The sequence below is a fragment of the Actinoplanes octamycinicus genome (assembly GCF_014205225.1).
Taxonomy (GTDB): Bacteria; Actinomycetota; Actinomycetes; order Mycobacteriales; family Micromonosporaceae; genus Actinoplanes; species Actinoplanes octamycinicus.
In genome coordinates this window covers 5,954,106-5,973,559 of sequence record NZ_JACHNB010000001.1, presented here as the reverse complement: position 1 = coordinate 5,973,559, position 19,454 = coordinate 5,954,106, and the positions used below count along the sequence as shown (strand labels likewise).

Annotated in this window: 17 protein-coding genes and 1 pseudogene; 8 read left to right on the top strand and 10 right to left on the bottom strand. The window is 71.2% G+C overall.

Annotated features, from left to right (window positions below):
- Window positions 1-40: 40 nt before the first annotated feature.
- The 3 genes from lspA to BJY16_RS26205 all read right to left on the bottom strand — a co-directional run bounded on the left by lspA (window position 41) and on the right by BJY16_RS26205 (window position 2,076).
- Window positions 41-616 carry a signal peptidase II gene (lspA, locus tag BJY16_RS26215; protein ID WP_185046676.1) on the bottom strand — a complete coding sequence of 192 codons (576 nt, stop codon included), beginning with the start codon at window positions 614-616 and terminating at the stop codon, window positions 41-43.
- 125 nt (window positions 617-741) lie between these two features.
- Window positions 742-1,062, bottom strand: coding sequence for a hypothetical protein (locus tag BJY16_RS26210; RefSeq protein ID WP_185042222.1), 321 nt, complete (start codon window positions 1,060-1,062; stop codon window positions 742-744).
- A gap of 186 nt (window positions 1,063-1,248) precedes the next feature.
- Entirely contained in the window at window positions 1,249-2,076 is an 828-nt protein-coding gene (locus tag BJY16_RS26205; RefSeq protein WP_185042221.1) for a DUF6209 family protein, read from the bottom strand.
- A gap of 596 nt (window positions 2,077-2,672) precedes the next feature.
- On the opposite strand from BJY16_RS26205, the gene BJY16_RS26200 reads away from it, so the two are divergent.
- Window positions 2,673-3,251 (top strand): hypothetical protein, encoded by a 579-nt coding sequence (locus tag BJY16_RS26200; protein WP_185042220.1) that lies wholly within the window; start codon window positions 2,673-2,675, stop codon window positions 3,249-3,251.
- 102 nt (window positions 3,252-3,353) lie between these two features.
- Here BJY16_RS26200 and BJY16_RS26195 read toward each other — a convergent pair whose 3' ends face one another.
- Together BJY16_RS26195 and BJY16_RS26190 are read right to left on the bottom strand one after the other, a co-directional pair.
- Complete coding sequence (locus BJY16_RS26195) at window positions 3,354-5,018, bottom strand: ThuA domain-containing protein (RefSeq protein WP_185042219.1); 1,665 nt, start codon at window positions 5,016-5,018, stop codon at window positions 3,354-3,356.
- Complete coding sequence (locus BJY16_RS26190) at window positions 5,015-7,807, bottom strand: ricin-type beta-trefoil lectin domain protein (RefSeq protein ID WP_185042218.1); 2,793 nt, start codon at window positions 7,805-7,807, stop codon at window positions 5,015-5,017. The genes BJY16_RS26195 and BJY16_RS26190 overlap by 4 nt, the downstream gene beginning before the upstream one ends.
- Window positions 7,808-8,005: 198 nt before the next feature.
- Between BJY16_RS26190 and BJY16_RS26185 the strand changes: the two genes are divergently transcribed.
- Window positions 8,006-8,371, top strand: coding sequence for a hypothetical protein (locus tag BJY16_RS26185; RefSeq protein WP_185042217.1), 366 nt, complete (start codon window positions 8,006-8,008; stop codon window positions 8,369-8,371).
- Here the strand turns inward: BJY16_RS26185 and BJY16_RS26180 are convergent, their stop codons facing one another.
- Window positions 8,372-10,087, bottom strand: a complete 1,716-nt coding sequence (locus tag BJY16_RS26180) for a dihydroxy-acid dehydratase (protein WP_185042216.1) — start codon at window positions 10,085-10,087, stop codon at window positions 8,372-8,374.
- 43 nt (window positions 10,088-10,130) lie between these two features.
- Here BJY16_RS26180 and BJY16_RS26175 point away from each other — a divergent pair, with 43 nt between their 5' ends.
- Entirely contained in the window at window positions 10,131-10,994 is an 864-nt protein-coding gene (locus BJY16_RS26175; protein WP_185046675.1) for an SMP-30/gluconolactonase/LRE family protein, read from the top strand.
- On the opposite strand, the gene BJY16_RS48570 is transcribed toward BJY16_RS26175, so the two are convergent.
- Entirely contained in the window at window positions 10,995-12,464 is a 1,470-nt protein-coding gene (locus BJY16_RS48570; protein ID WP_185042215.1) for a GGDEF domain-containing protein, read from the bottom strand.
- Between the two features lie 268 nt (window positions 12,465-12,732).
- Between BJY16_RS48570 and BJY16_RS26165 the strand changes: the two genes are divergently transcribed.
- Both BJY16_RS26165 and BJY16_RS26160 read left to right on the top strand, forming a co-directional pair.
- Window positions 12,733-13,356 (top strand): PASTA domain-containing protein, encoded by a 624-nt coding sequence (locus BJY16_RS26165; protein WP_185042214.1) that lies wholly within the window; start codon window positions 12,733-12,735, stop codon window positions 13,354-13,356.
- A gap of 173 nt (window positions 13,357-13,529) precedes the next feature.
- Window positions 13,530-14,786 carry a vanadium-dependent haloperoxidase gene (locus BJY16_RS26160; protein WP_185042213.1) on the top strand — a complete coding sequence of 419 codons (1,257 nt, stop codon included), beginning with the start codon at window positions 13,530-13,532 and terminating at the stop codon, window positions 14,784-14,786.
- Here BJY16_RS26160 and BJY16_RS26155 read toward each other — a convergent pair.
- Window positions 14,783-15,223, bottom strand: coding sequence for a MarR family winged helix-turn-helix transcriptional regulator (locus BJY16_RS26155; RefSeq protein ID WP_185042212.1), 441 nt, complete (start codon window positions 15,221-15,223; stop codon window positions 14,783-14,785). The two genes, BJY16_RS26160 and BJY16_RS26155, sit on opposite strands and share 4 nt — an antisense overlap.
- 84 nt (window positions 15,224-15,307) lie before the next feature.
- Between BJY16_RS26155 and BJY16_RS26150 the strand changes: the two genes are divergently transcribed.
- The gene (locus BJY16_RS26150) at window positions 15,308-16,375 is read left to right on the top strand and encodes an alkene reductase (protein WP_185042211.1); all 1,068 of its coding nucleotides are present in this window, start codon (window positions 15,308-15,310) and stop codon (window positions 16,373-16,375) included.
- Complete coding sequence (locus BJY16_RS26145) at window positions 16,372-16,908, top strand: NAD(P)H oxidoreductase (RefSeq protein WP_185042210.1); 537 nt, start codon at window positions 16,372-16,374, stop codon at window positions 16,906-16,908. Before BJY16_RS26150 ends, BJY16_RS26145 begins: the two co-directional genes overlap by 4 nt.
- Here the strand turns inward: BJY16_RS26145 and BJY16_RS26140 are convergent.
- Complete coding sequence (locus BJY16_RS26140; protein WP_203758944.1) at window positions 16,874-18,094, bottom strand: RNA polymerase sigma factor; 1,221 nt, start codon at window positions 18,092-18,094, stop codon at window positions 16,874-16,876. The two genes, BJY16_RS26145 and BJY16_RS26140, sit on opposite strands and share 35 nt — an antisense overlap.
- Before the next feature lie 5 nt (window positions 18,095-18,099).
- A complete protein-coding gene (locus BJY16_RS26135) occupies window positions 18,100-18,441 on the bottom strand; it encodes a YciI family protein (RefSeq protein WP_185042209.1) in 342 nt (113 codons plus the stop codon).
- A gap of 516 nt (window positions 18,442-18,957) precedes the next feature.
- Here BJY16_RS26135 and BJY16_RS26130 point away from each other — a divergent pair.
- Window positions 18,958-19,431, top strand: a pseudogene (locus tag BJY16_RS26130) (inositol monophosphatase family protein); the annotation flags it as partial.
- Window positions 19,432-19,454 lie beyond the last annotated feature (23 nt).

Sequence of the window (19,454 nt, the reverse complement as noted above, 5' to 3'; positions counted from 1 at the left end):
ACAAAAGGGGAGTATCGGAGCGGGCGACACGTGCCGGAGGTCATCCGGTCGGCTGCCGGCGTGAGCCGTCACGGGCTCGTCCGGTCAGCTCGAGCACGACCGCCAGGACCACACCGACCGTCAGGCACATGTCGGCGACGTTGAAGACCGGGAAGTACTGAGCGTCCGGCCCGAAGAGACTGATCATGTCGACCACGTGCCCCCGCAGCACGCCCGGATCGCGGAACAGCCGATCGCCGAGATTACCCAGTGCCCCGCCGAGCACCAGACCGAGCGCGACCGCCCACGGCTTCGAGCGAAGGCGCACCGCGACCCAGCCGATCCAGCCGACGACCGCAACCGCCACCAGCGTGAACATCCAGGTGTGCCGGCTTCCGACACTCCACGCCGCACCACTGTTGCGCCACAGGCACAGATAGACCAGGCCGCCGAGGGTACGAACCGGCTCGTTCTCGGTCAACCTGTCAGTCGACAGCGCCTTGACGAGCTGATCCAGCGTGACCGCCAGTACCGCCACGACGCCGAGCACGGTGACGGCTGCGGCCGAGAAACCGGTTGCCGCCGGTCCGGCATCCCGCAGAGCCGGGCCCGTGCCGGGCCGACTGGTATTCGACATCGTCATCCTCACTGACGGGCGGCACCGCGGACCTTACTTGAGGGCGGCACGGCGGACCTTACTCACGGGCGGCACGGCGGACCACGAGCCGTAGGGGCCATGGTCACCATCTGATGGTTCCACGGTCAGCGGGAGGCACTCGGGGACGGCCGCGGATGCCTTTTCGCGCAGTCGGCACATCGCGGAATCGCAGGAGGCAATTCGCCCGCCCACAGATCATGGGACCAATGCGCTGGTGCGTCCGCGGGGATGCAATCGGGGCGCCGCCCTGGCCGGCCCGCGTGAGCACGCGACTTGCCGGTGCCCACGAAGTAGATATTGCTGTAGTCGTCCCGGATCGGCGCGTCATCGTAGGTGCGGACCTGAAGGGGGTCGAGGCGCTCGAACCACACGGTCAGCTCGTTCGGATCGTCGGCCAGATCGGACTCGTCCGCGCCGTTCGTCATGAAGCCGCCCTCCGCATGGCATTGAACCGGCGGTCAAACGTAGTTCTTCACGTCGCGCCACAACAATGGAAGCAGCCGCTCGGAAGCGTTGCCGCACACCGGCCCGGCATGGCGCCCCAAGGACCTGTGCTGACTGGCCGGCACCGGGCCGGGCGGTGCCACCGCCCGGCCCGGTGCTTGCTCGAGTCAGTTGATGGCGAAGGTGTAGTTCTTCCCGTAGTCCGAGTCGTACGCCGAGCACTGGGCGTAGTAATTCGCGATCTTGAACCACGTCTCGATCTTCTGGGCGTCGGCGGGGACGTCGATGCGGAACGGGATGACTTCGTCACCCTGGTTCACCACGGCGGACCGCACCGAGCCGCCGTCGAAGCGGTAGAAGGCGGTGATGTCCCAAGCCGGGTAGCCCCGGTAGGTGGCGCGGCACTGCGGGAGCCGGGCCGGGTCGTAGTCGATCACCAGCGCGCCGCCCTTACGCAGCGAGCCGGTCAGGGTCTCGGACCAGTCGGCCCGGTAGGTGGCGCGCGCCAGCACCGGCGGCTGGCTGATGTCGAACTCGTAGTTCGCGCCGTGGTTCGTGTCCTCCTCGTGGCAACCGGTGCGGTCCTGGTTGACGAACCACATCTGCAGGTGCTGGGTGTCCGGGCGCAGCTGCACGGTGCCCAGGCTCCTGACCGTGGTGTCCTTGCCGTCCGCGGTCACCCTTTCGGTGACCGGGTAGACGCGCAGGTCGCCACCGTCGATGCGGTACTGGACGGAGATGCCCCAGGAGTCTCCGTACTCGTCCGTGCCGCGGCAGTGCGGCAGGCGAGCCGGGTCGAAGTCGATGGTGACCGCATGGCCGGACTCGATGACGCCGTCGACCGAGGTGCTTCCGTCGGCGTTGAAGTGCAGCACCGGCGTACCCGTGCCGGCCGGGAGAGGGCTGGCGCTGGCGGGAGCCGTGAGGCCTCCCAGAGCGGCGATGAGCACCGTGGCCATCATCGGCACACTACGCAGCACGCGTGACATGTTCATGGGCTTTCCTTTCTGGCGGCGAGCGCACCCGGGACGATCGAACGTCATCGGCGTGCAGGGCACCTGACGCTCGTCGCGAGTTGCTCGGGCGGGGTGCAGAGGTCCTGGACGGGGCGCGACGGCGGTGTCGCGGCCGTCGTCGCGGCCGGGCGGCGAGATGCGGCCGCGCTGATCGACCATAGTGGAATAGGCCCGGTGCTCTGCAAGTTTTTTCATGACATGCAAGTGAACGTCATGTATCGGCATTCACGGATGCCGATAGGCCGAGCTCATTGACAGTGGTATCGACATCGCGGCGGCTTCGATGAGACGGTCGCCACTCCATCGCCCCTCACCATGGCGAGATCCACCGTGCACAGCACCGGACCACCAACGCGCGGCGAGTCGAAGTGGCGGCATGGCCTAGTGGCATGCGCCGGCAGAGTGCCGCTGGAAGGAGTGAAGTTGTGGTGCCGGTGACGAATTTCGTGACGAAGTCTGAAAATGCTTGCAGAATGTGAAGCTGCTTGCGCGCCTCCCGCCCTGCAGCTCCCCGGGCGGCTACCAGCCGATGCGACAGTAGGTGCGTGAGGGGTGCTTTTCGAAGACGGCCAGACGTGTTCCTGCACGACGGTCGCCCGCTGGGTCAAGAGGTGCGCTGGGCGGCTTTCCCGTGGCCGGAGTCCCGTGCTGGCAACGAGAAAAACATCTTGGCGGCACTGCGCGCCGTCCTCGCGCCGAACCCCAAGGACTGGAGCGACGCGGGGACGATGGTGCGCTGCGCCGTCGGCAACGACCACCGAGGCTCCCTGTACCCAGCCGCGCTGGCCATGGTGGACATCTTGCTGTTCATCGCCAGGGAGTATCCCGGTGAGCCGCGGTGTGTCGCCCTGTCCGTGGTGGCGGACTGGTGGGGTGGGTACGAGCCGGAGCACGGCTTCGAGTCCTTCGCGGAGGCGGGCGGCGCGACAGTCGCGGTCATCCCCGCCATCGTGCAGAAGATGACTGACGCCATCCCTCTGTTGCAGACGATCGCGGGCGTCGGGTCCGATCCGACAGCCGCCGCGCTCGCTCGCGACCTGCTCACCGTGATTCCGCTCGGATGGGGCAATGCCATGGACGGCGGCGTCGTGCAGCACTGGGGTGGGCAGGTGGCGGAAGACGGATCCGTCCGGTTCCCCGGCGACCGAGCCTGACCAGCCTGGTCCGGCTGGCTCGGCGAGGGGGCAGCCGGGAGCCGCCGCGGACCGCCGAGTGCTCACGACCGCGAAGCGGCCGTGAGCACTCCCGCCGAAGCGTCAGGGAACGGTCCACAGCTGGTTCGCGGCGCCCAGACAGTCCCAGAGGTGGATCTGCTGGCCGTCGGTGGACTTCACCTCGGAGACGTCGAGGCAGCGGCCCGACTGCGGGTTACGGACCGTGCGGTCGGCGCCGGCCACCCAGTTCTGCGCGCCGGAGCCGTTGCACGTCCACAGTTGCACCTTGGTGCCGTTGGCGGTGCCGCCGCCGGACACGTCCAGGCACTTGCCGGACTGCGGGTTGCGCCAGACCTGGCCGCTGATCTGCCAGGTCTGCGCGCCGGAGCCGTTGCAGGTCCAGAGCTGGATCTTGGTGCCGTCGGCGCTGCCGCCGCCGTTGACGTCCAGGCACTTGTTCGCGAAGCCGACCACCGGGCCGGTGCGCGACGGCGTGCCGAGCTCCTTGATCCGGACGTTGCGGAACGCGACGTGGTCGGCGTCGCCGTGGTTCTGGATGCCGACGTAGCCGGCCAGCGACCGTACCGGATCGGTGTTGGTGAAGTCGTTGATCTTCACGCCGTTGAGGAACACCTGCAGGCGCTCCCCCTCGACCCGGATCTCGTAGCCGTTCCACTCGCCGGGCGGGTTGAGCGCGGCGTCCCGGGCCGCCGCGTCGGCGCCCTTGAAGGTGTAGACCGACCCGGTGGTGCGGTCGGCGGCGTCGGTCGCGTCGATCTGGATCTCGTAGCCGTTGTTCACCGCCGACCACGGGTCCGGCGAGGCCGGGAAGCCGACGAACACCCCGGAGTTGTCGTCGCCGGTCATCCGCCAGTCCAGCTTCAGCGAGTAGCTGGTGAACTGCTTGGCGGAGTACCAGTACAGCCCCATCCCGCCGGTCGACGAGAGCGTCGCGTCGGCGTTGCCGAAGCCGCCCGGCCCGGCCTGCGACCAGCCGGCCGTCGAGCCGTTGTAGAGCGTGGTGTACCCGGTCTCCGGGCGGCAGTCGGCGTGGCTGCGGTTCGCCGCGTAGCGGATGCCGCCGAGCAGGTGGGCCCGGAAGGCGGCGTCCGAGTACGACTCGATGGTGTGCCCGCCGCCGGTGTAGAACGATCGGCCGGCGCTGACCGTCTTGCACCACACGTGCGGATGGTCGGCGCCCATCCCGCCGCCGGCGTAGGAACCCTCGTCCAGGCTGGCCAGCACGTGCGCGGTGCTGCGGGCGTTGGTCCGGTAGTTGTACCACTCGTCGGTGCGGATCCACGCCTGCGGCAGGTGCGCGGTGGCCGCCTGCGCCCGGTCCTCCACCTTGACCGTGGCCTGCTGGATCGCCGGATGGGAGGCGAACCAGGCGCCGACCAGCTCGCCGTAGAACGGCCAGTCGTACTCGGTGTCGGCGGCCGCGTGCACCCCGACGTAGCCGCCGCCGGCCCGGATGTAGGACTCGAAGGCGGTCTGCTGGGCGGCGTCCAGCACGTCGCCGGTGGTGTTCAGGAAGACCACCGCCTCGTACCGGGACAGGTCCGCGGGGAAGGTCTCGGTGGCGGTGACAGTGAAGTTGTTCGCCGCGCCGAGCTCGCGGATCGCGGTCGTGCCGGCCGCGATCGAGTCGTGCCGGAACCCGGCGGTCTTGGAGAAGACGAGCACGTCGTAGGGGGTGTCGGCAGCGGCCGCGGGTGTCGGCACGAAGGCCGCGGCCAGCACCGCGCTGAGCAGGATGCGGATCATGGCAGGCTCCAGAGCTGGTTGGCGGCGGCCAGGCAGTCCCAGAGGTGGATCTGCTGTCCGTCGTCGGACTTGACCTCGGAGACGTCCAGGCAGCGCCCGGACTGCGGGTTGCGGACCGTCCGGTCGGGATAGGCGACCCAGTTCTGCGCCGCGGACCCGTTGCACGTCCACAGTTGCACCTTGGTGCCGTTGGCGGTCGCGCCACCGGCCACGTCCAGGCACTTGCCGGACTGCGGGTTGCGCCAGACCTGGCCGCTGATCTGCCAGGTCTGTGCGCCGGAGCCGTTGCAGGTCCAGAGCTGGATCTTGGTGCCGTCGGCACTGGCCCCGCCGTTGACGTCCAGGCACTTGTTGGCGAAGCCGACCACCCGGCCGGTGCCGCCGGTGGTGAAGGTGAACGCGTCCAGGTCGAACAGCGCCCCGGTGCCGCCGGCGAAGGTCAGGTAGAGCGTGGTGGTGCCGGCCGGCGGGTTGGTGATCGTGCCGCTGACGTCGGTGAACACGTTCCACGCGCCGGTCACCGGCACGGTCGCGCTGCCCAGCACGGTCCCGGTCGCCGAACCGGCCCGGATCTGCAGCGTGCCGCCGGCCCCGGCGGACGAGACCCGCGCGCTGAAGGTCTTGGCGTTCGCGATGGTGTAGGGCTCGAACGCGATCCAGTCGCCGTTGTTGATGTCGCCGACCGTCTTGCCGCCCTCGGCCTCCGGCTTGCTGAAGGTGTTGATCCCGGACGAGGTCTTGAAGTGCTCGGCCTGCCGGTGCCGCGGTTGCAGGACGTGCTGCTTGTGGGTGATCAGCCCGCCGTTGTCGGCGTACTCCGCGTCGAAGATCGGGAAGATGTTCGCCGCCGAGTCGTGCTCGCCGTCGACCGGGATGGTGATCGAGCCGGAGCAGCCGGTCGCCGAGGTGATCTGGTGCCCGTGCTGGTCATGGCCGAGCACGTAGGTCATCTTCACCCGCGAGCAGGTGACCGACCCGTCCTCCGGGTCACTGACCGTGACGGTGTAGGGCACGGTGTCGCCGAAGCTGACCAGCTGCCCGTTGGCCGGGGTGCTGATCGTGACGGTCGGCGCGGTGTTCCCGACGCCGATCTGCACCCCACCGCTGCCCGTCGCGCCCTGCGGATCGGTCACCGTGAGCGTGACGTTGTACGTGCCATTGCTGGTGTACGTGTGCGCCGGATTGGCAGCGGTTGACGTCGTACCGTCGCCGAACTTCCAGGCATAGCTGAGCGCGCCGCCCTCCGGATCGGAGGAGCCGGCCGACGAGAAGTTCACCGTCAGCGGCGCCTGCCCGGAGGTCTTGTCCGCCGAGGCCACCGCGGTCGGCGCCTTGTTGCCGCCGCCCACGTAGTCGTAGCGGTAGAGCGCCGAGTTGGCGTCGCCGTTGAAGTAGCCGGTGCCGTAGTCGAGGACGTAGAGCGCGCCGTCCGGGCCGAACGCCATGTCCATCACCTGCTTGCCGTTCCAGGCGAAGTTCGAGATCTCCCCCACCGAGCCGTCGGTGCCCACGTGGATCGGTTTGATCCAGCCGCGGCCGAACTCCCCGGCGAAGAAGTGCCCGTCCAGATCCTGCGGGAACTTGGTGGTCGACGGATTCGCGGCGTTGTACCGGTAGACCGGTCCGCCCATCGGCGACTCCGAACCGGTGCCGAAGGCGGGCGGCGAGCCGGCGTCGCCGCCGTACCGGATCCAGGCGGGTTTCGCCGGAGGCAGCTTGCCCAGGCCGGTGTTGCGCGGCGAGTTGTTGGTCGCGCCGCCGGCGCAGTCGTACTTCGCGCCGACCGAGCCGGTGGCGAAGTTGTAGTCGGCGTAGGTCTCGGCCGCGGTGTTCGTGCCGGTGCAGTAGGGCCAGCCGAAGTTGCCCGGCGCGGTGATCCGGTTGAACTCGACCTGCCCGCCCGGCCCGCGGCTGGACGTGGCGCCCGCGTCCGGTCCGTAGTCCCCGACGTAGACCACGCCGGTCGCCTTGTCGACGCTGAGCCGGAACGGGTTGCGGAAGCCCATCGCGTAGATCTCCGGCCGGGTCCCCGCCGTCCCGGGCGCGAACAGGTTGCCGGACGGGATCGCGTACGAACCATCGGTGTTGACCTTGATCCGGAGGATCTTGCCGCGCAGGTCGTTGGTGTTGCCGGCGCTGCGCTGCGCGTCGAAGGCCGGGTTGCGGTCGGCCCGCTCGTCCAGCGGCGAGTACCCGTCGGACTGGAACGGGTTGCTGTCGTCGCCGGTGGACAGGTAGAGGTTGCCGGCCGCGTCGAAGTCGATGTCGCCGCCGACGTGGCAGCAGATGCCGCGCGAGGCGGGCACGTCGAGGACGGTCTTCTCGGCGCTGAGCTTCCAGTCGGCGGTCAGGGTGAACCGGGACAGCCGGTTGACCCCCTGCCAGACCGAGTAGTCCGCGCCGGCGTCCGGCGAGTCGCCGGCCGGGGTGCTCAGCGGCGGCGCGTAGTAGAGGTAGATGAACCGGTTGGTGGCGAACCCCGGGTCCACCCCGACGCCCTGCAGACCTTCCTCGTCATGGGAGTAGACGGGGAGTGTCCCGACGACGGCGGTGGTGCCGGACGCATCGGTCCGGCGCAGCGTTCCGTTTCGGGCGGTGTGCAGGACCGAGCGGTCCGGCAGCACCGCGAGGCTCATTGGCTCGCCCACCTCGGGCTCGCCCTTGGCCAGGGTGACCTGCTGGAAGTTGCTGGGATCGATCGGGTGCGCCGCCGCTGGGGCGGGCGCGGTCAGGAGGGCGGCGGCGAGCAGGGCTGCGGAGGCGGTGGATCCCCATCGGTACGGGCGCATGTGCGGTCCCTTCACCGAGCAGTGACATGCGTCGATTTGAAACGGGACCTTAAGAGTTTCGAAACCAGCTGTCTATCTTTCCGATCCGCCTCGCCCAACTTTTGTCACAGGAAGCAAAAGTGGGACCCGTTGTCCGGAGTTGTTTGACTGACCGGCCGCGCAGGAGCAAGACAACGCCCGCGCCGCTAGACCGATGCCATGGTGAAGAACAAGAGATCATTCGGCCTGCTCACCGTCCTCGCACCGGTCGCGGCCCTGCTTCCCGCCGGTGCGGCACAGGCTCACTCGCTGGTGACGCAGGACTGCATCGTCACCACCCCGCTCGGCAGCTGCACCAGCGGGGTCGTCGCGGCCGGCAGCAACCACCTGGTGTTCGTCCGCATCCAGACCGGAAACGGAGGATGCGCTTATCGGATCATCAACGCCGACAGCGGTGCGCCGGTGTTGCTCGGAAACGTCCCCGCCCGGCAGGTCACGAACCAGACGCTGGTCAACGCCGCCGGTCGCTACCGGCTCGGGATGACCTGCGCCGACTCCGGCTGGGGCAGCATCCGCGGTGCCTGATCAGTGCGAGCCGCGAGCGACGTGGTCACCGCTGGCGCCGAGCAGGAAATCCTGGTCGGCGCCGGTGTTCGCCTGCCCGACGGTGTCGACGTAGAGCCGCTCCCAGCCCCGCCGCGGCGCCGCGTAGGCCCGCGCGGCCTCCGCGGACGGCTCCCGGGCCGCCCACTCTCCGGCCGGCACGTCGACGTCGAGACGCCGCCCGGCCACATCGAGAACGATCATGTCGCCGGTACGGACCCGGGCGAGCGGGCCACCGGCGGCGGCCTCCGGGGACACGTGCAGGACGACGGTCCCGTAGGCCGTGCCGCTCATCCGGCCGTCGCAGATCCGGACCATGTCGCGGACCCCGAGCGCGAGCAGCTTCGCCGGCAGCGGCATGTTCGCCACCTCCGGCATCCCCGGGTAGCCCTTCGGGCCGCAGCCGCGCAGCACCAGCACCGAGTCGGCGGTCACCTCGAGATCCGGGTCGTCGAGCCGGGCGTGCAGGTCCTCGACCGAGTCGAAGACCACCGCGGGGCCCCGGTGCCGCAGCAGGTGCGGGGACGCGGCCGCGGGCTTGACCACCGCGCCGTCCGGGGCCAGGTTGCCGTAGAGGACGGCGATCCCGGCGTGCGCCTGCAACGGCTGCGCACGCGGCCGGATCACCTCCCGGTCGTGGGTCACCGCCCCGGCCAGGTGCTCGACCAGCGGCCGGCCGGTGACCGTGAGCGCGGCGGGGTCGAGCAGGTCGCGCACCTCGGCGAGCACGGCGTGCAGGCCACCGGCCCGGAACAGGTCGTCCATCAGGAACCGGCCGGCCGGCAGCAGGTCGACCAGCAACGGCACGTCCGCGCCGATCCGGTCGAAGTCGTCCTGGGTGAGCGGGACGCCGAGCCGGCCGGCGATCGCGAGCAGGTGCACCACCGCGTTCGTCGACCCGCCCAGGGCCGCGAGGGCGACGATCGCGTTGCGGAACGACCCGTGACCGATCACCTCGCTGGGGCGGCGACCGGCGTCGACCATCTCGACCGCGAGGACCCCGGTGGCGTGCGCGGCCTCCAGCAGCCGGCTGTCCGGGGCCGGGGTGCCGGCGACGCCCGGCAGGGTCATCCCGAGCACCTCGGCGAGCAGCCCCATGGTCGAGGCGGTGCCCATCGTGTTGCAGTGGCCCCGGCTGCGGATCATCGACGACTCGGAGCGCTGGAACTCGGCGGCCGGCAGCGTCCCGGCGCGCACCTCCTCGGACAGCTTCCACACGTCGGTGCCGCAGCCGAGCGGCACCCCGCGGAAGGTTCCGGTGAGCATCGGGCCGCCCGGCACCACGACGGCGGGCAGGTCGACCGAGGCGGCGCCCATCAGCAGCGCCGGAATGGTCTTGTCGCAGCCGCCGAGCAGCACCACCCCGTCGATCGGGTTGGCCCGCAGCATCTCCTCGATGGCCATCGCGGCCATGTTGCGCCACAGCATCGCGGTCGGCCGCACCTGCGTCTCCCCCAGCGACACCACCGGCAGGTTCAGCGGGATCCCGCCGGCCTGGTAGATCCCGGCGGACACGCTGCGCGCCACCTCATCGAGGTGCGCGTTGCAGGGCGTCAGGTCCGAGGCGGTGTTGGCGATCGCCACGTGCGGCCGGCCGGCGAACGCGTCCCCCGGCAGCCCACGACGCATCCAGGCCCGGTGGATGTAGCTGTTCCGGTCCTCCCCGGCATACCACTGCGCACTCCGCCGCGGCCGCATGACCGAAGGCTAACCCCGGCTTCGGAACTACGGTAGGAGAGTGATGACGACCGCTTTCACCGCTCGCCCCGCCGGGGTGGAGATCTGCGCCCTCGGCGAGGGGCCGGTGTGGGACGGCGCCCGGCAGCGGCTGCTCTGGGTGGACATCGACGGCGGCGTCGTCCACCAAGGAGCTTTGCGGGACGGGCGGATCGCCGCCACCGGTGAGTGGCGGTTCGGCGCCGAGGTGGGGGCGGTCGCGGTCGCCGAGAGCGGGGAGCTGCTGGTCGCCGAGCGGGAGGTGCTCACCCGGGTCGCGGTCGACGGGACGCGGACCGAGCTGGCGCGGGTGCTCGCGCCGGGCAGCACCAGCCGGCTCAACGACGGCGCGGTCGACCCGGCCGGGCGGTTCCTGGTCGGCAGCCTCGACCCCGGGCAGCGGTCCGGGACCGAGGTGCTCGTCCGGTTCGAGAACGGCGGGCTGACCACCCTCGACAACGACCTGATCCTCTCCAACGGGCTCGCCTGGAGCCCGGCCGGTGACCGGTTCTACAGCATCGACACGATCCCGGGCGTGGTTCACGTCCGCGACTACGACCCGGTCACCGGCGCGGCCGGCGAGCGCCGGGCGGCGTTCCGGGTCGGCGGCGGCCTCCCCGACGGCATGTGCGCCGACGCGGACGGGAACCTGTGGATCGCGGTGTGGGACGGCGGGCGCGTGGAGTGTCGTACCCCCAGCGGTGTGCTCGTGGCGACCGTGACCGTCGACGCGCCGCAACCGACAAGCGTCGCCTTCGCGGGCCCGGACCTGGACCTTCTCGTGATCACCACAGCGCGGACCGAGGGCTTCCCCGGTTCCGGACGGCTGTTCACCGCCCGGGTCGGCGTGACCGGCCTGCCCACCGCCTACTGGGATCCGGCCCGCTGATCACGCGGCGGCGGGCAGGGTGTCGGCGCCGGCTACCACCACGCGGTTGCGGCCGGCGGCCTTCGCGGCGTAGAGGGCCTGGTCGGCGATCCGGGTCAGCTCGGTCACCTCGGTGGCCTGCTCGGGCAGGCAGGCGACGCCGACCGAGACGGTGACCGAGAGCAGCAGGTCGTCGCCGATGGCGAACGGGGCGGTGCACACGCCCCGGTGGATGCTGCCGGTGATCGCGGCGACCGTCTCCGGGCCGACGCCGGGCAGCAGCACCGCGAACTCCTCGCCGCCGTAGCGGGCCACCACGTCGCCGGTGCGGACCAGCTGGCGCATCCGGCGGGCCACCTCGACCAGCACCCGGTCGCCGGCCTGGTGGCCGTAGGTGTCGTTGACCCGCTTGAAGTGGTCGACGTCGACCAGCACGAAGGCGAAGGATGCTCCGGTACGCCGGCACCGCTCGGCCTCGGTCCGCAACGCCTCCTCCAGGTAGCGCCGGGTCCGCAGCCCGGTCAGCCCGTCGGTGATCGCCATCGTCCGCTGGACGTCGACCAGCCCCGCCATCCGGGCCAGGACCAGCAGGAACAGCACGATGCAGGCGACCGTCACCTCGGGCACGTGCAGGGCCGCGCCGCGCAGGTACTGCACGCCGAGCAGGACCGGGGCGACCACCGAGGCGACCGAGAGCACGATCAGCCGGCTCCGGGTGGCGTCCGGCGCGGCGGCCGGCGACGGCTCGTCGACCGCGGCCATCGACGGGTGCAGGGCCGCGGCGGCCAGGCTGAACACTCCGCAGATCCACAATCCGTCCAGGACGGTGCCGTCGTAGGTGCCGAGCAGTGCCTGCAGCGAGTACGTGGTGTCCGCGAAGATCATGATGACCAGCCAGGTCATCAGCAGCCAGAATGTCGGCGGCCGGCGGCCCGCGCCGATCATCAGCCGGACGCCCACGGTGAGCAGCACCAGGTCCATCATCGGGAAGGCGATGGTGACCGCCTGGGCGGCGCCGGACGCGCCGGACGACAGCGGCTCGATCAGGTACACCCAGGCGACCAGGCTGGTGGCGACCGCGACGACGGTCGCGTCGATCAGGCTGGGCAGGTCCCAGCCGGGGGTGCGGCGGCGCAGCAGCGACAGCAGGCCGAGCGCGAGCCCGATGTAGCCGCCGAGATACCAGAGGTCGGCGAGGCTCGGATAGGGCACCTCGCCGGAGCGGCCGAGCAGGTAGTAGACCAGGTCGCCGATCAGCATGGCGCCCTGCCCGGCGGCGAGCAGCAGCCACGGCCGGCGCGCGCCGTGCGGCCGGTACCGCATCGCGGCGCCGATCAGCGCGGCCACCGCGCTGGCCGACGGCACCGAGAAGACCAGCTGGCTCCCCACCGTCCAGGTCCCGGCATAGTGCCCGATCAGGTAGTAGACCGTGGTCAGCACCGGGGCCAGCACCAGCGGCCAGCCCCAGAGCGGAAGTCGTCGCCCGCCCACGCCGCACCCCTCCCGCACCGAAGATCGAAGACAGCAGACCCTTTCCGTTCGGCAGGATTCGTGCCGCGAACAGGGCGACCCGGTTGCGATCCGGTTGCCGGCGGCCGATCGATTTCATGATCAACTACTGGCCGGTAGGCGGGGTGATGTACCCGAACGACCTAGCCGTCCGGATCACCGGCTGAGCTTGAATGTTCAACAAGCCTAAATGATCTTGGACCTCGGTCCGGTCAGCGTGGGCCCCGTGAACAGATCCCGGAAGAGGGCAATGTCCTACTCGAACCAGCCGCCGCACGAACCGCCGATCAATCCGCAGCCGCAGCCCGGCTGGGCCCCGCCACCCGCCGGATACCAGCCGCCGCCGGCGCCCGGACAGCCGATCCCGCCGGGCCACCCCGGATTCCTCGCGCCCCCGCCGCCGAAGAAGAACGCCGGGAAGATCATCCTCGGGGTGGCCGGCGGTTTCGTGGCGCTCTGCTGCCTCGGCGGCGTGATCTCCGCGGCCGCCGGTGACGACGACAAGAAGAGCACCGGCGCCGCGCCCACCCAGGTGGTGACGACCACGCCGGCGACCACCGTCCCGACCACGCCGCCGACCACCACGCCGGCCGAGACGACGCCGGCCACCACCGAGCCGACCGCGGCGCCGACCACCACGCCGCCCCAGCCGGCCACCGCGACCATGCCGAACCTGGTCGGCGAGAACGCGGCGATCGCCGAGGACACGCTCAAGCAGCTCGGCTTCACCCGGGTCCAGTTCGGCTCGGCCGACGAGAACGACACCTTCGTCGTGCTCCCGCAGAACTGGACCGTGAAGAAGCAGTCCGCGAAGGCCGGCAAGAAGCTGCCGCTCGACTCGCTGATCATCCTGACCTGCACCAAGCGGGGCTGACCGCCGGGCACGCACGGCCCGCTTCGGTCACGGTCACTTCGATTTACGGTACGGAGTACGTACCGTAAATTGGTGGTGGCCGTGACCCGAAGCGGGCCGTGCGGCGGACAGCGGTCCAGTCCGGTTGCCTACATATCGATAACGGTCTTCACGGAATGCGCGACGGTGTGCGGATGAAGAAGCTGTTGCTCGTCGTCGCAGTGCTTGTCGCCGGCGTGGGGGCCGGCGCACCGGCGGTCGCCCAGTCGAAGCGGCCGGACATCGACAGCGTCCGGGTCTGGAACGAGCTCGCGTTCACCGCGGTGCGGACCACCCGGGCCACCGACGCGGACGCCGCGCGGCTCTACGCCATGCTCGACGCCGCCATGTACGACGCGGTCAACGGGTTGCGCTCCGGGCACGCGCGCCGCGCCCCGGCGCTGGTCGGGGGCAGCGGGCCGCACGGCGCCGACCCGCAGGCCGCGGCGGCGTCGGCGGCGCACGCGGTGCTGGTGCGCGCCGACGCCGACCGGACCGCCACCTATGACGCGCAGCTCGCCGCCGACCTGGCGAAGCTCGGGCCGGGCACCCCGGTCGACCGCGGCGCCGCGTGGGGTGACCAGGTCGGCGCCGCGGTGATCGCGTCCCGGGCCGACGACGGGTACCGCCCGGTGGAGAGCCAGGCGGCCGGCGCCGGGCCCGGGGTGTTCCGGGCCGAGTGGTCGGGCACGCAGTACCGCCACGTGCGGCCGTTCGCCGTGGCGAACCCGGCCCGGTACGTCCCCGGCGCGCCGCCGGCGCTGACCAGCACGGTCTACGCGCAGGCGTTCGCCCAGGTCAAGACCTTGGGGAACGCGGCGATCCCGGCGCCGGACCTGCTCGCCACCTTCCAGTTCTGGTCGCTGCCGGCCGGCTCGGTGCAGCCGCCCGGCGAGTGGCTGCGGATCGCGCTGACCGTGGCCGGCGACCGGCACCTGCCGCTCGCCGAGCAGACCCGGCTGACCGCGTTGCTCACCATGACGCTGGCCGACACCACGGTGGTGACGGTGTCGACCAAGTACGCCTACCGGCACTGGCGGCCGACCACCGCGATCCGGGAGGCGGACACCGACGGCAACCCGGCCACCGAGCCGGATCCGGCGTGGACGTCGCGGGCCGGCAGCGTCGGCGGCTCCCCGGAGTACGTGTCCGGGCACAGCTCCTACAGCGGCGCGGCGGCGACCGTGCTGGCCGGGTTCTTCCGCACCGACCGGATCCCGTTCACGCACACCACGGACTCGGCGCCGGGCGGCGTGGCGCGCAGCTACCCGGGCTTCGCCGCGGCGGCCACCGAGGTGGGCCTGTCCCGCGTCTACGGCGGCCAGCACTTCAGCTTCAGCGACCAGGCCGGGCAGACCATCGGCCGCGGCGTCGCGCGAGAGGTCCTGACAACCAGCCTGCTCCCCGCCTAACTCCGCGGGCCCGGCTGGCCGAGGGCCTTTCGCAGCAGGGCGGCCAGCTGGGCCTGCTCCTCGATGGACAGGTTGGAGGCGGCGGAGCGGGCGAACTCGAAGGTTTTCTCGAAGTCGGCGTTGAGCTGGTCGCCGGCGGCGGTCCGGATGAGCTGGCGGGAGCGGCGGTCGCTCGGGTTGGCGTGCCGCTCGACCAGCTCGCGGGCCTCCAGGCGGGTGACGATCTGGGTGATGTTGGAGGCGTCGCAGCCCAGCTCGTCGGCCAGCTCGCGCATCCCTCTCGGCTGCGAGATGCGGCCCAGCACGCAGGCCTGGGCGACGCTCATGCCGTGCTGCTCGGCGGCCGTCTCGTAGGCGCGGTCATACGCGTCGACGAAGTCGAACATCGCGCGCTCGGCCTCGGTGGACGCCGAGACCGGACCGGAGGGAACCGCCATGCCCTCACTCTAACACTTGATTGGCTCAAGCATTTGTGCCACGGTAATGCTTGAGCCAATCAAGCATCTGTGGGAGGTCGCACCATGCCCAAAATCTTCGAGCCGGTCACGCTCGGCAAGCTGCAGCTGCCGAACCGCCTGCTGATGGCCCCGATGACCCGGAACCGCGCGTCCACCGACGGCGTCGTCACCGCGCTGACCGCCGAGTACTACCGGCAGCGGGCCGGCGCGGGCCTGATCATCAGCGAGAGCATCCAGCCCAGCGCGATCGGCCAGGGCTACATCCTGACCCCGGGGCTGCACACCGCCGCCCAGGTGGCGGGCTGGCGCGCGGTCACCGACGCGGTCCACGAGGCCGGCGGCCGCATCTTCGCCCAGCTCAACCACACCGGACGGATCGGGCACCCGAGCCTCTACCCGAACCGGGAGCTGCCGGTGGCGCCGTCCCCGGTGGCCTCCGGCGAGCAGCTGTTCAGCCTCGACGGGATGCTCGACCACCCGGTGCCTCGGGAGCTGACCGCCGACGACATCCGGGCCACGGTCGCCGACTTCGCGGCCGCCGCCCGCAACGCGATCGACGCCGGGTTCGACGGGGTGGAGCTGCACGGCGCCAACGGCTATCTGATCCACCAGTTCCTGGCCGACAACACCAATCTGCGTACGGATCCGTACGGTGGCTCGGTGGCCAACCGGATCCGCTTCGCGGTCGAGGTCGCCGCCGCGGTCGCCGACAGCATCGGACCGGATCGCACCGGGATCCGGTTGTCGCCGGGGAGCCCGTACAACAACATCCGGGAGGCCGATCCGGCGCCGGTCTACCTGGCCCTGCTGGCCGAGCTCGATCTCGCCTACGTGCACCTGGTCGAGGTCGGTGACCGGGCACTGACCGAGCGGCTGCGCGCCGCGTGGCCCGGCACCTTCCTGCTCAACCCGCACCCGTCGCCGGAGGCGTTCCCCGCCTCGCCGGAGACGGCCGCCGAGGCGATCGAGTCCGGGGTGGCGGACGCCGTCGCGCTGGCGACCATGTGGCTGGCGAACCCGGACCTCGACGTCCGGATCCGGGCCGGTGGGCCGTTCAACACCGCCGACCCGGCCACCTTCTACGGCGGCGACCACACCGGTTACACCGACTACCCGGCGCTCGACCGATGACGCACGCCCTCGTGGTCTTCGCCCACCCCCGCCCGGACTCGCTGACCGCGGCCACCGCGGCCCGCGCCCGGGACACGCTCGTCGCCGGCGGCTGCACCGTCGACGTCCTCGACCTGTACGGCGAGGGCTTCGACCCGTCGCTGCTCCCGGACGACGAGCCGGACTGGGCGGACGCCGCCAAGGAGTACTCGGCCGAGGTGCGGGCGCACATGGCCCGGATCGCCGCCGCCGACGAGATCGTCGTGGTCTTCCCGGTCTGGTGGTTCGGGCTGCCGGCGATGGCCAAGGGCTGGGTGGACCGGGTCTGGAACCGGGGCTTCGCCTACGAGCCGTCCACTCTCAAGGGCAAGCGGATACGGTGGGTCGGCCTGGCCGGCGGTTCGGCAGCCGACTACGCCGTCCAGGGCCTCGACGAGATCCTGGACCGGCAGCTGCGCGTCGGCATCTCGGAGTTCTGCGGGATCACCGACGCGACCGTGCAGCTGATCTACGACACCCTCACCGAGCCACAGGTGGTGGACGTCCTGCGGTAGACCGGGACAGCAGCCACTCCCGGGAGGCGGCGTTGCCGGTCAGCTCGGCGGCGCGCGCGTAGGCCACCGCGGCCTCCTCGGAGCGGCCCAGGCGGCGCAGGAGATCCGCCCGCACGGCCTGGAAGACGTGATAATCGGCCAGCGGCAGGCCGTCCACGATGGCGAGGGCCGGCTCCGGGCCGTGCACCTCGGCGACCGCCACCGCCCGGTTCAGCGCGACGACCGGGCCCGGCGCGATCGTGGCCAGCAGGTCGTACAGCTGCAGGATCTGCGCCCAGTCGGTGCGCGCGGCGCTCGGCGCGTCGCTGTGCACCGCGTTGATCGCGGCCTGGATCTGGTACGGCCCCGGGCGGTTGCGCCGCAGGCACTCCCGCACGATCGCCTGCCCCTCGGCGACCAGGGTCCGGTCCCACCGCGACCGGTCCTGGTCGGCGAGGAGCACCGGGGTGCCGTCCGGCGCCGTGCGGGCGTCCCTCCGGGACCCGATCAGCAGCATCAGCGCGAGCAGGCCGCGGGCCTCCGGCTCGTCCGGCATCAGCTCGACGAGCAGCCGGCCGAGCCGGATCGCCTCGGCGCACAGGTCGTCGCGGACCAGCGCGTCGCCGGACGAGGCCGCGTAGCCCTCGTTGAAGATCAGATAGACGACCGCGAGCACGCCACGCAGCCGCTCCGGCAGGTCCGCTTCGGCGGGAACCCGGTACGGGATGCCCGCGTGCCGGATCTTCGCCTTGGCCCGCACGATCCGCTGGGCCATCGTCGCCTCCGGCACCAGGAACGCCCGCGAGATCTCGGCGGTGGTGAGCCCGCCGAGCAGCCGCAGCGTCAACGCCACCCGGACCGGCAGGGCCAGAGCCGGATGGCAGCAGGTGAAGACCAGCCGCAGCCGGTCGTCGGTGAACGGCCCGGCCACCGGCTCGTCGTGGCCGGCCGTCATCGCGAGCGCCTCCTTCTCCGCGCCGGCCCGGGCCCGCCGCAGCCGGTCGATCGCCCGGTTGCGGGCGGTGGTGACGATCCAGCCGGTCGGGCTCGGCGGGCAGCCCTCCGCCGGCCAGCGGCGCACGGCCGCGGCGAACGCGTCCTGCACCGCGTCCTCGGCGAGATCGAGATCGCCGAAGGCGCGGGTCAGGATCGCGACCGCGCGGCCGTACTCCCGGCGGTAGAGCTCCTCGAAGTCCACGTCGGTCACGAGCTTCACGAGGCGATCGGGCGAACCTCGATCGGCAGCGTCGTCACGTCCGCCATCCGGCGCGCCCAGCGGAGCGCCGCGTCGAGGTCCGGCGCCTGGATGACGGTGAACCCGCCCAGGTGCTCCTTACCCTCGGTGAACGGCCCGTCGGTGATCAGGTCCGCGCCGTCCCGCACCCGCACCACGGTCGCCGTCTCCGGCGCGTGCAGCCCGGCCGCGAACACCCAGGCCCCGGCCGCGCGCAGATCGTCGTTGAGCCGCCGCAGCCCCTCCATGATCGGCTCGAGCACCTCGGGCGGCGGGGTGCCGCCGTCGGGCTGGTACACGCTCAACAGGTACTGCTTCATGCCGTCCTCCGCTCTCCGGTCGCGACGATAACGCCGCCGGTGGTTTCGCCATCTGTACGAACGGCGCGCCGCCAGATCGACACTCGACCAGAAAAACTTGGTGCACCGCGAGAAGCAGGGCCTCAAGCTGCGGTTTCGTGCTGCCCGGACGCTCTGGGCCGCCGCTGGGCCGTGTGACCGTCTCGCCCCCCTTGAGAACCCGGTCGATCGCCCGGCGGTTCCCCCCGCACTGCTGGGCTTCCATCCGGAGGGCGGATCCGGGGTCCGAGTAGCCGAGGTACGCGGCCAGTGCCTTGATCGACTCGCGGCCGTCCCGGAAGACCGAGGCGTAGAAGTGCTGGAGGTCGTGCATGCCGTTCTGCCGAGTGTTCGCGATCCCCGATGCCCAGCGCCCGGCTAAATGAGATGACAACCCGACTTGTCAACACGAGCAAGCACAGGCCGTGATCAAAGAACCGGTGTCAGGGACAGCGATCCGACCCCATCACTCCACCGTAGGCACGCGAGAATCGCTCCGTACTCGGTGTCATCGATCTGCCCTTTCTTGGCGTCCGCTACCACGCAGCCGAAGGCGCTGGCGCCTACGCCAACGACCAGCCCATCGCTGTCAGCACCACCGCCCACGTCGGCGACGCCGTGGTGGCCCTCGGCGACTACGCCGTAGGCGACGGCGCCGACGACAAGAACCGCGCCCGCTTCGCCCTCACTCAGCGCCTTGCTACCAGCGTGCAGCGTGTCCGCATGCACGGCTCGGCCGCCATCGACCTCGCCTGGCTGGCCGCCGGCCAGGTCGACGCCATTGTCATGCTCGCCAACAAACCCTGGGACACCGCAGCCGGGGTGATCATCGCTCGTGAGGCCGGTGCCGTCCTCGTAGACCAGGACGGCACCCCGCATCACACCGGATCGAGCGCCACTATCGCCGCGAATCCCGCGCTTCTGCCCGCCATCCTCGCCCTCGTCGCTGGCGAACCCGTTCCTGCCTCATAACCGGGACTCAGCCGGTCCGGCCG

Bases quoted from the DNA above. Each gene is read 5' to 3' on its own strand.
- BJY16_RS26180 (WP_185042216.1), bottom strand. From the start codon at position 10,087: ATGCGGCCGCGGCGGAGTGCGCAGTGGTATGCCGGGGAGGACCGGAAC.
- BJY16_RS26205 (WP_185042221.1), bottom strand. From the start codon at position 2,076: ATGAACATGTCACGCGTGCTGCGTAGTGTGCCGATGATGGCCACGGTG.
- BJY16_RS26185 (WP_185042217.1), top strand. From the start codon at position 8,006: ATGGTGAAGAACAAGAGATCATTCGGCCTGCTCACCGTCCTCGCACCG.
- BJY16_RS26135 (WP_185042209.1), bottom strand. From the start codon at position 18,441: ATGAAGCAGTACCTGTTGAGCGTGTACCAGCCCGACGGCGGCACCCCG.
- BJY16_RS26195 (WP_185042219.1), bottom strand. From the start codon at position 5,018: ATGATCCGCATCCTGCTCAGCGCGGTGCTGGCCGCGGCCTTCGTGCCG.
- BJY16_RS26210 (WP_185042222.1), bottom strand. From the start codon at position 1,062: ATGACGAACGGCGCGGACGAGTCCGATCTGGCCGACGATCCGAACGAG.
- BJY16_RS26150 (WP_185042211.1), top strand. From the start codon at position 15,308: ATGCCCAAAATCTTCGAGCCGGTCACGCTCGGCAAGCTGCAGCTGCCG.
- BJY16_RS26155 (WP_185042212.1), bottom strand. From the start codon at position 15,223: ATGGCGGTTCCCTCCGGTCCGGTCTCGGCGTCCACCGAGGCCGAGCGC.
- BJY16_RS26165 (WP_185042214.1), top strand. From the start codon at position 12,733: ATGTCCTACTCGAACCAGCCGCCGCACGAACCGCCGATCAATCCGCAG.
- BJY16_RS26190 (WP_185042218.1), bottom strand. From the start codon at position 7,807: ATGCGCCCGTACCGATGGGGATCCACCGCCTCCGCAGCCCTGCTCGCC.
- BJY16_RS26160 (WP_185042213.1), top strand. From the start codon at position 13,530: ATGAAGAAGCTGTTGCTCGTCGTCGCAGTGCTTGTCGCCGGCGTGGGG.
- lspA (WP_185046676.1), bottom strand. From the start codon at position 616: ATGTCGAATACCAGTCGGCCCGGCACGGGCCCGGCTCTGCGGGATGCC.
- BJY16_RS26145 (WP_185042210.1), top strand. From the start codon at position 16,372: ATGACGCACGCCCTCGTGGTCTTCGCCCACCCCCGCCCGGACTCGCTG.
- BJY16_RS26175 (WP_185046675.1), top strand. From the start codon at position 10,131: ATGACGACCGCTTTCACCGCTCGCCCCGCCGGGGTGGAGATCTGCGCC.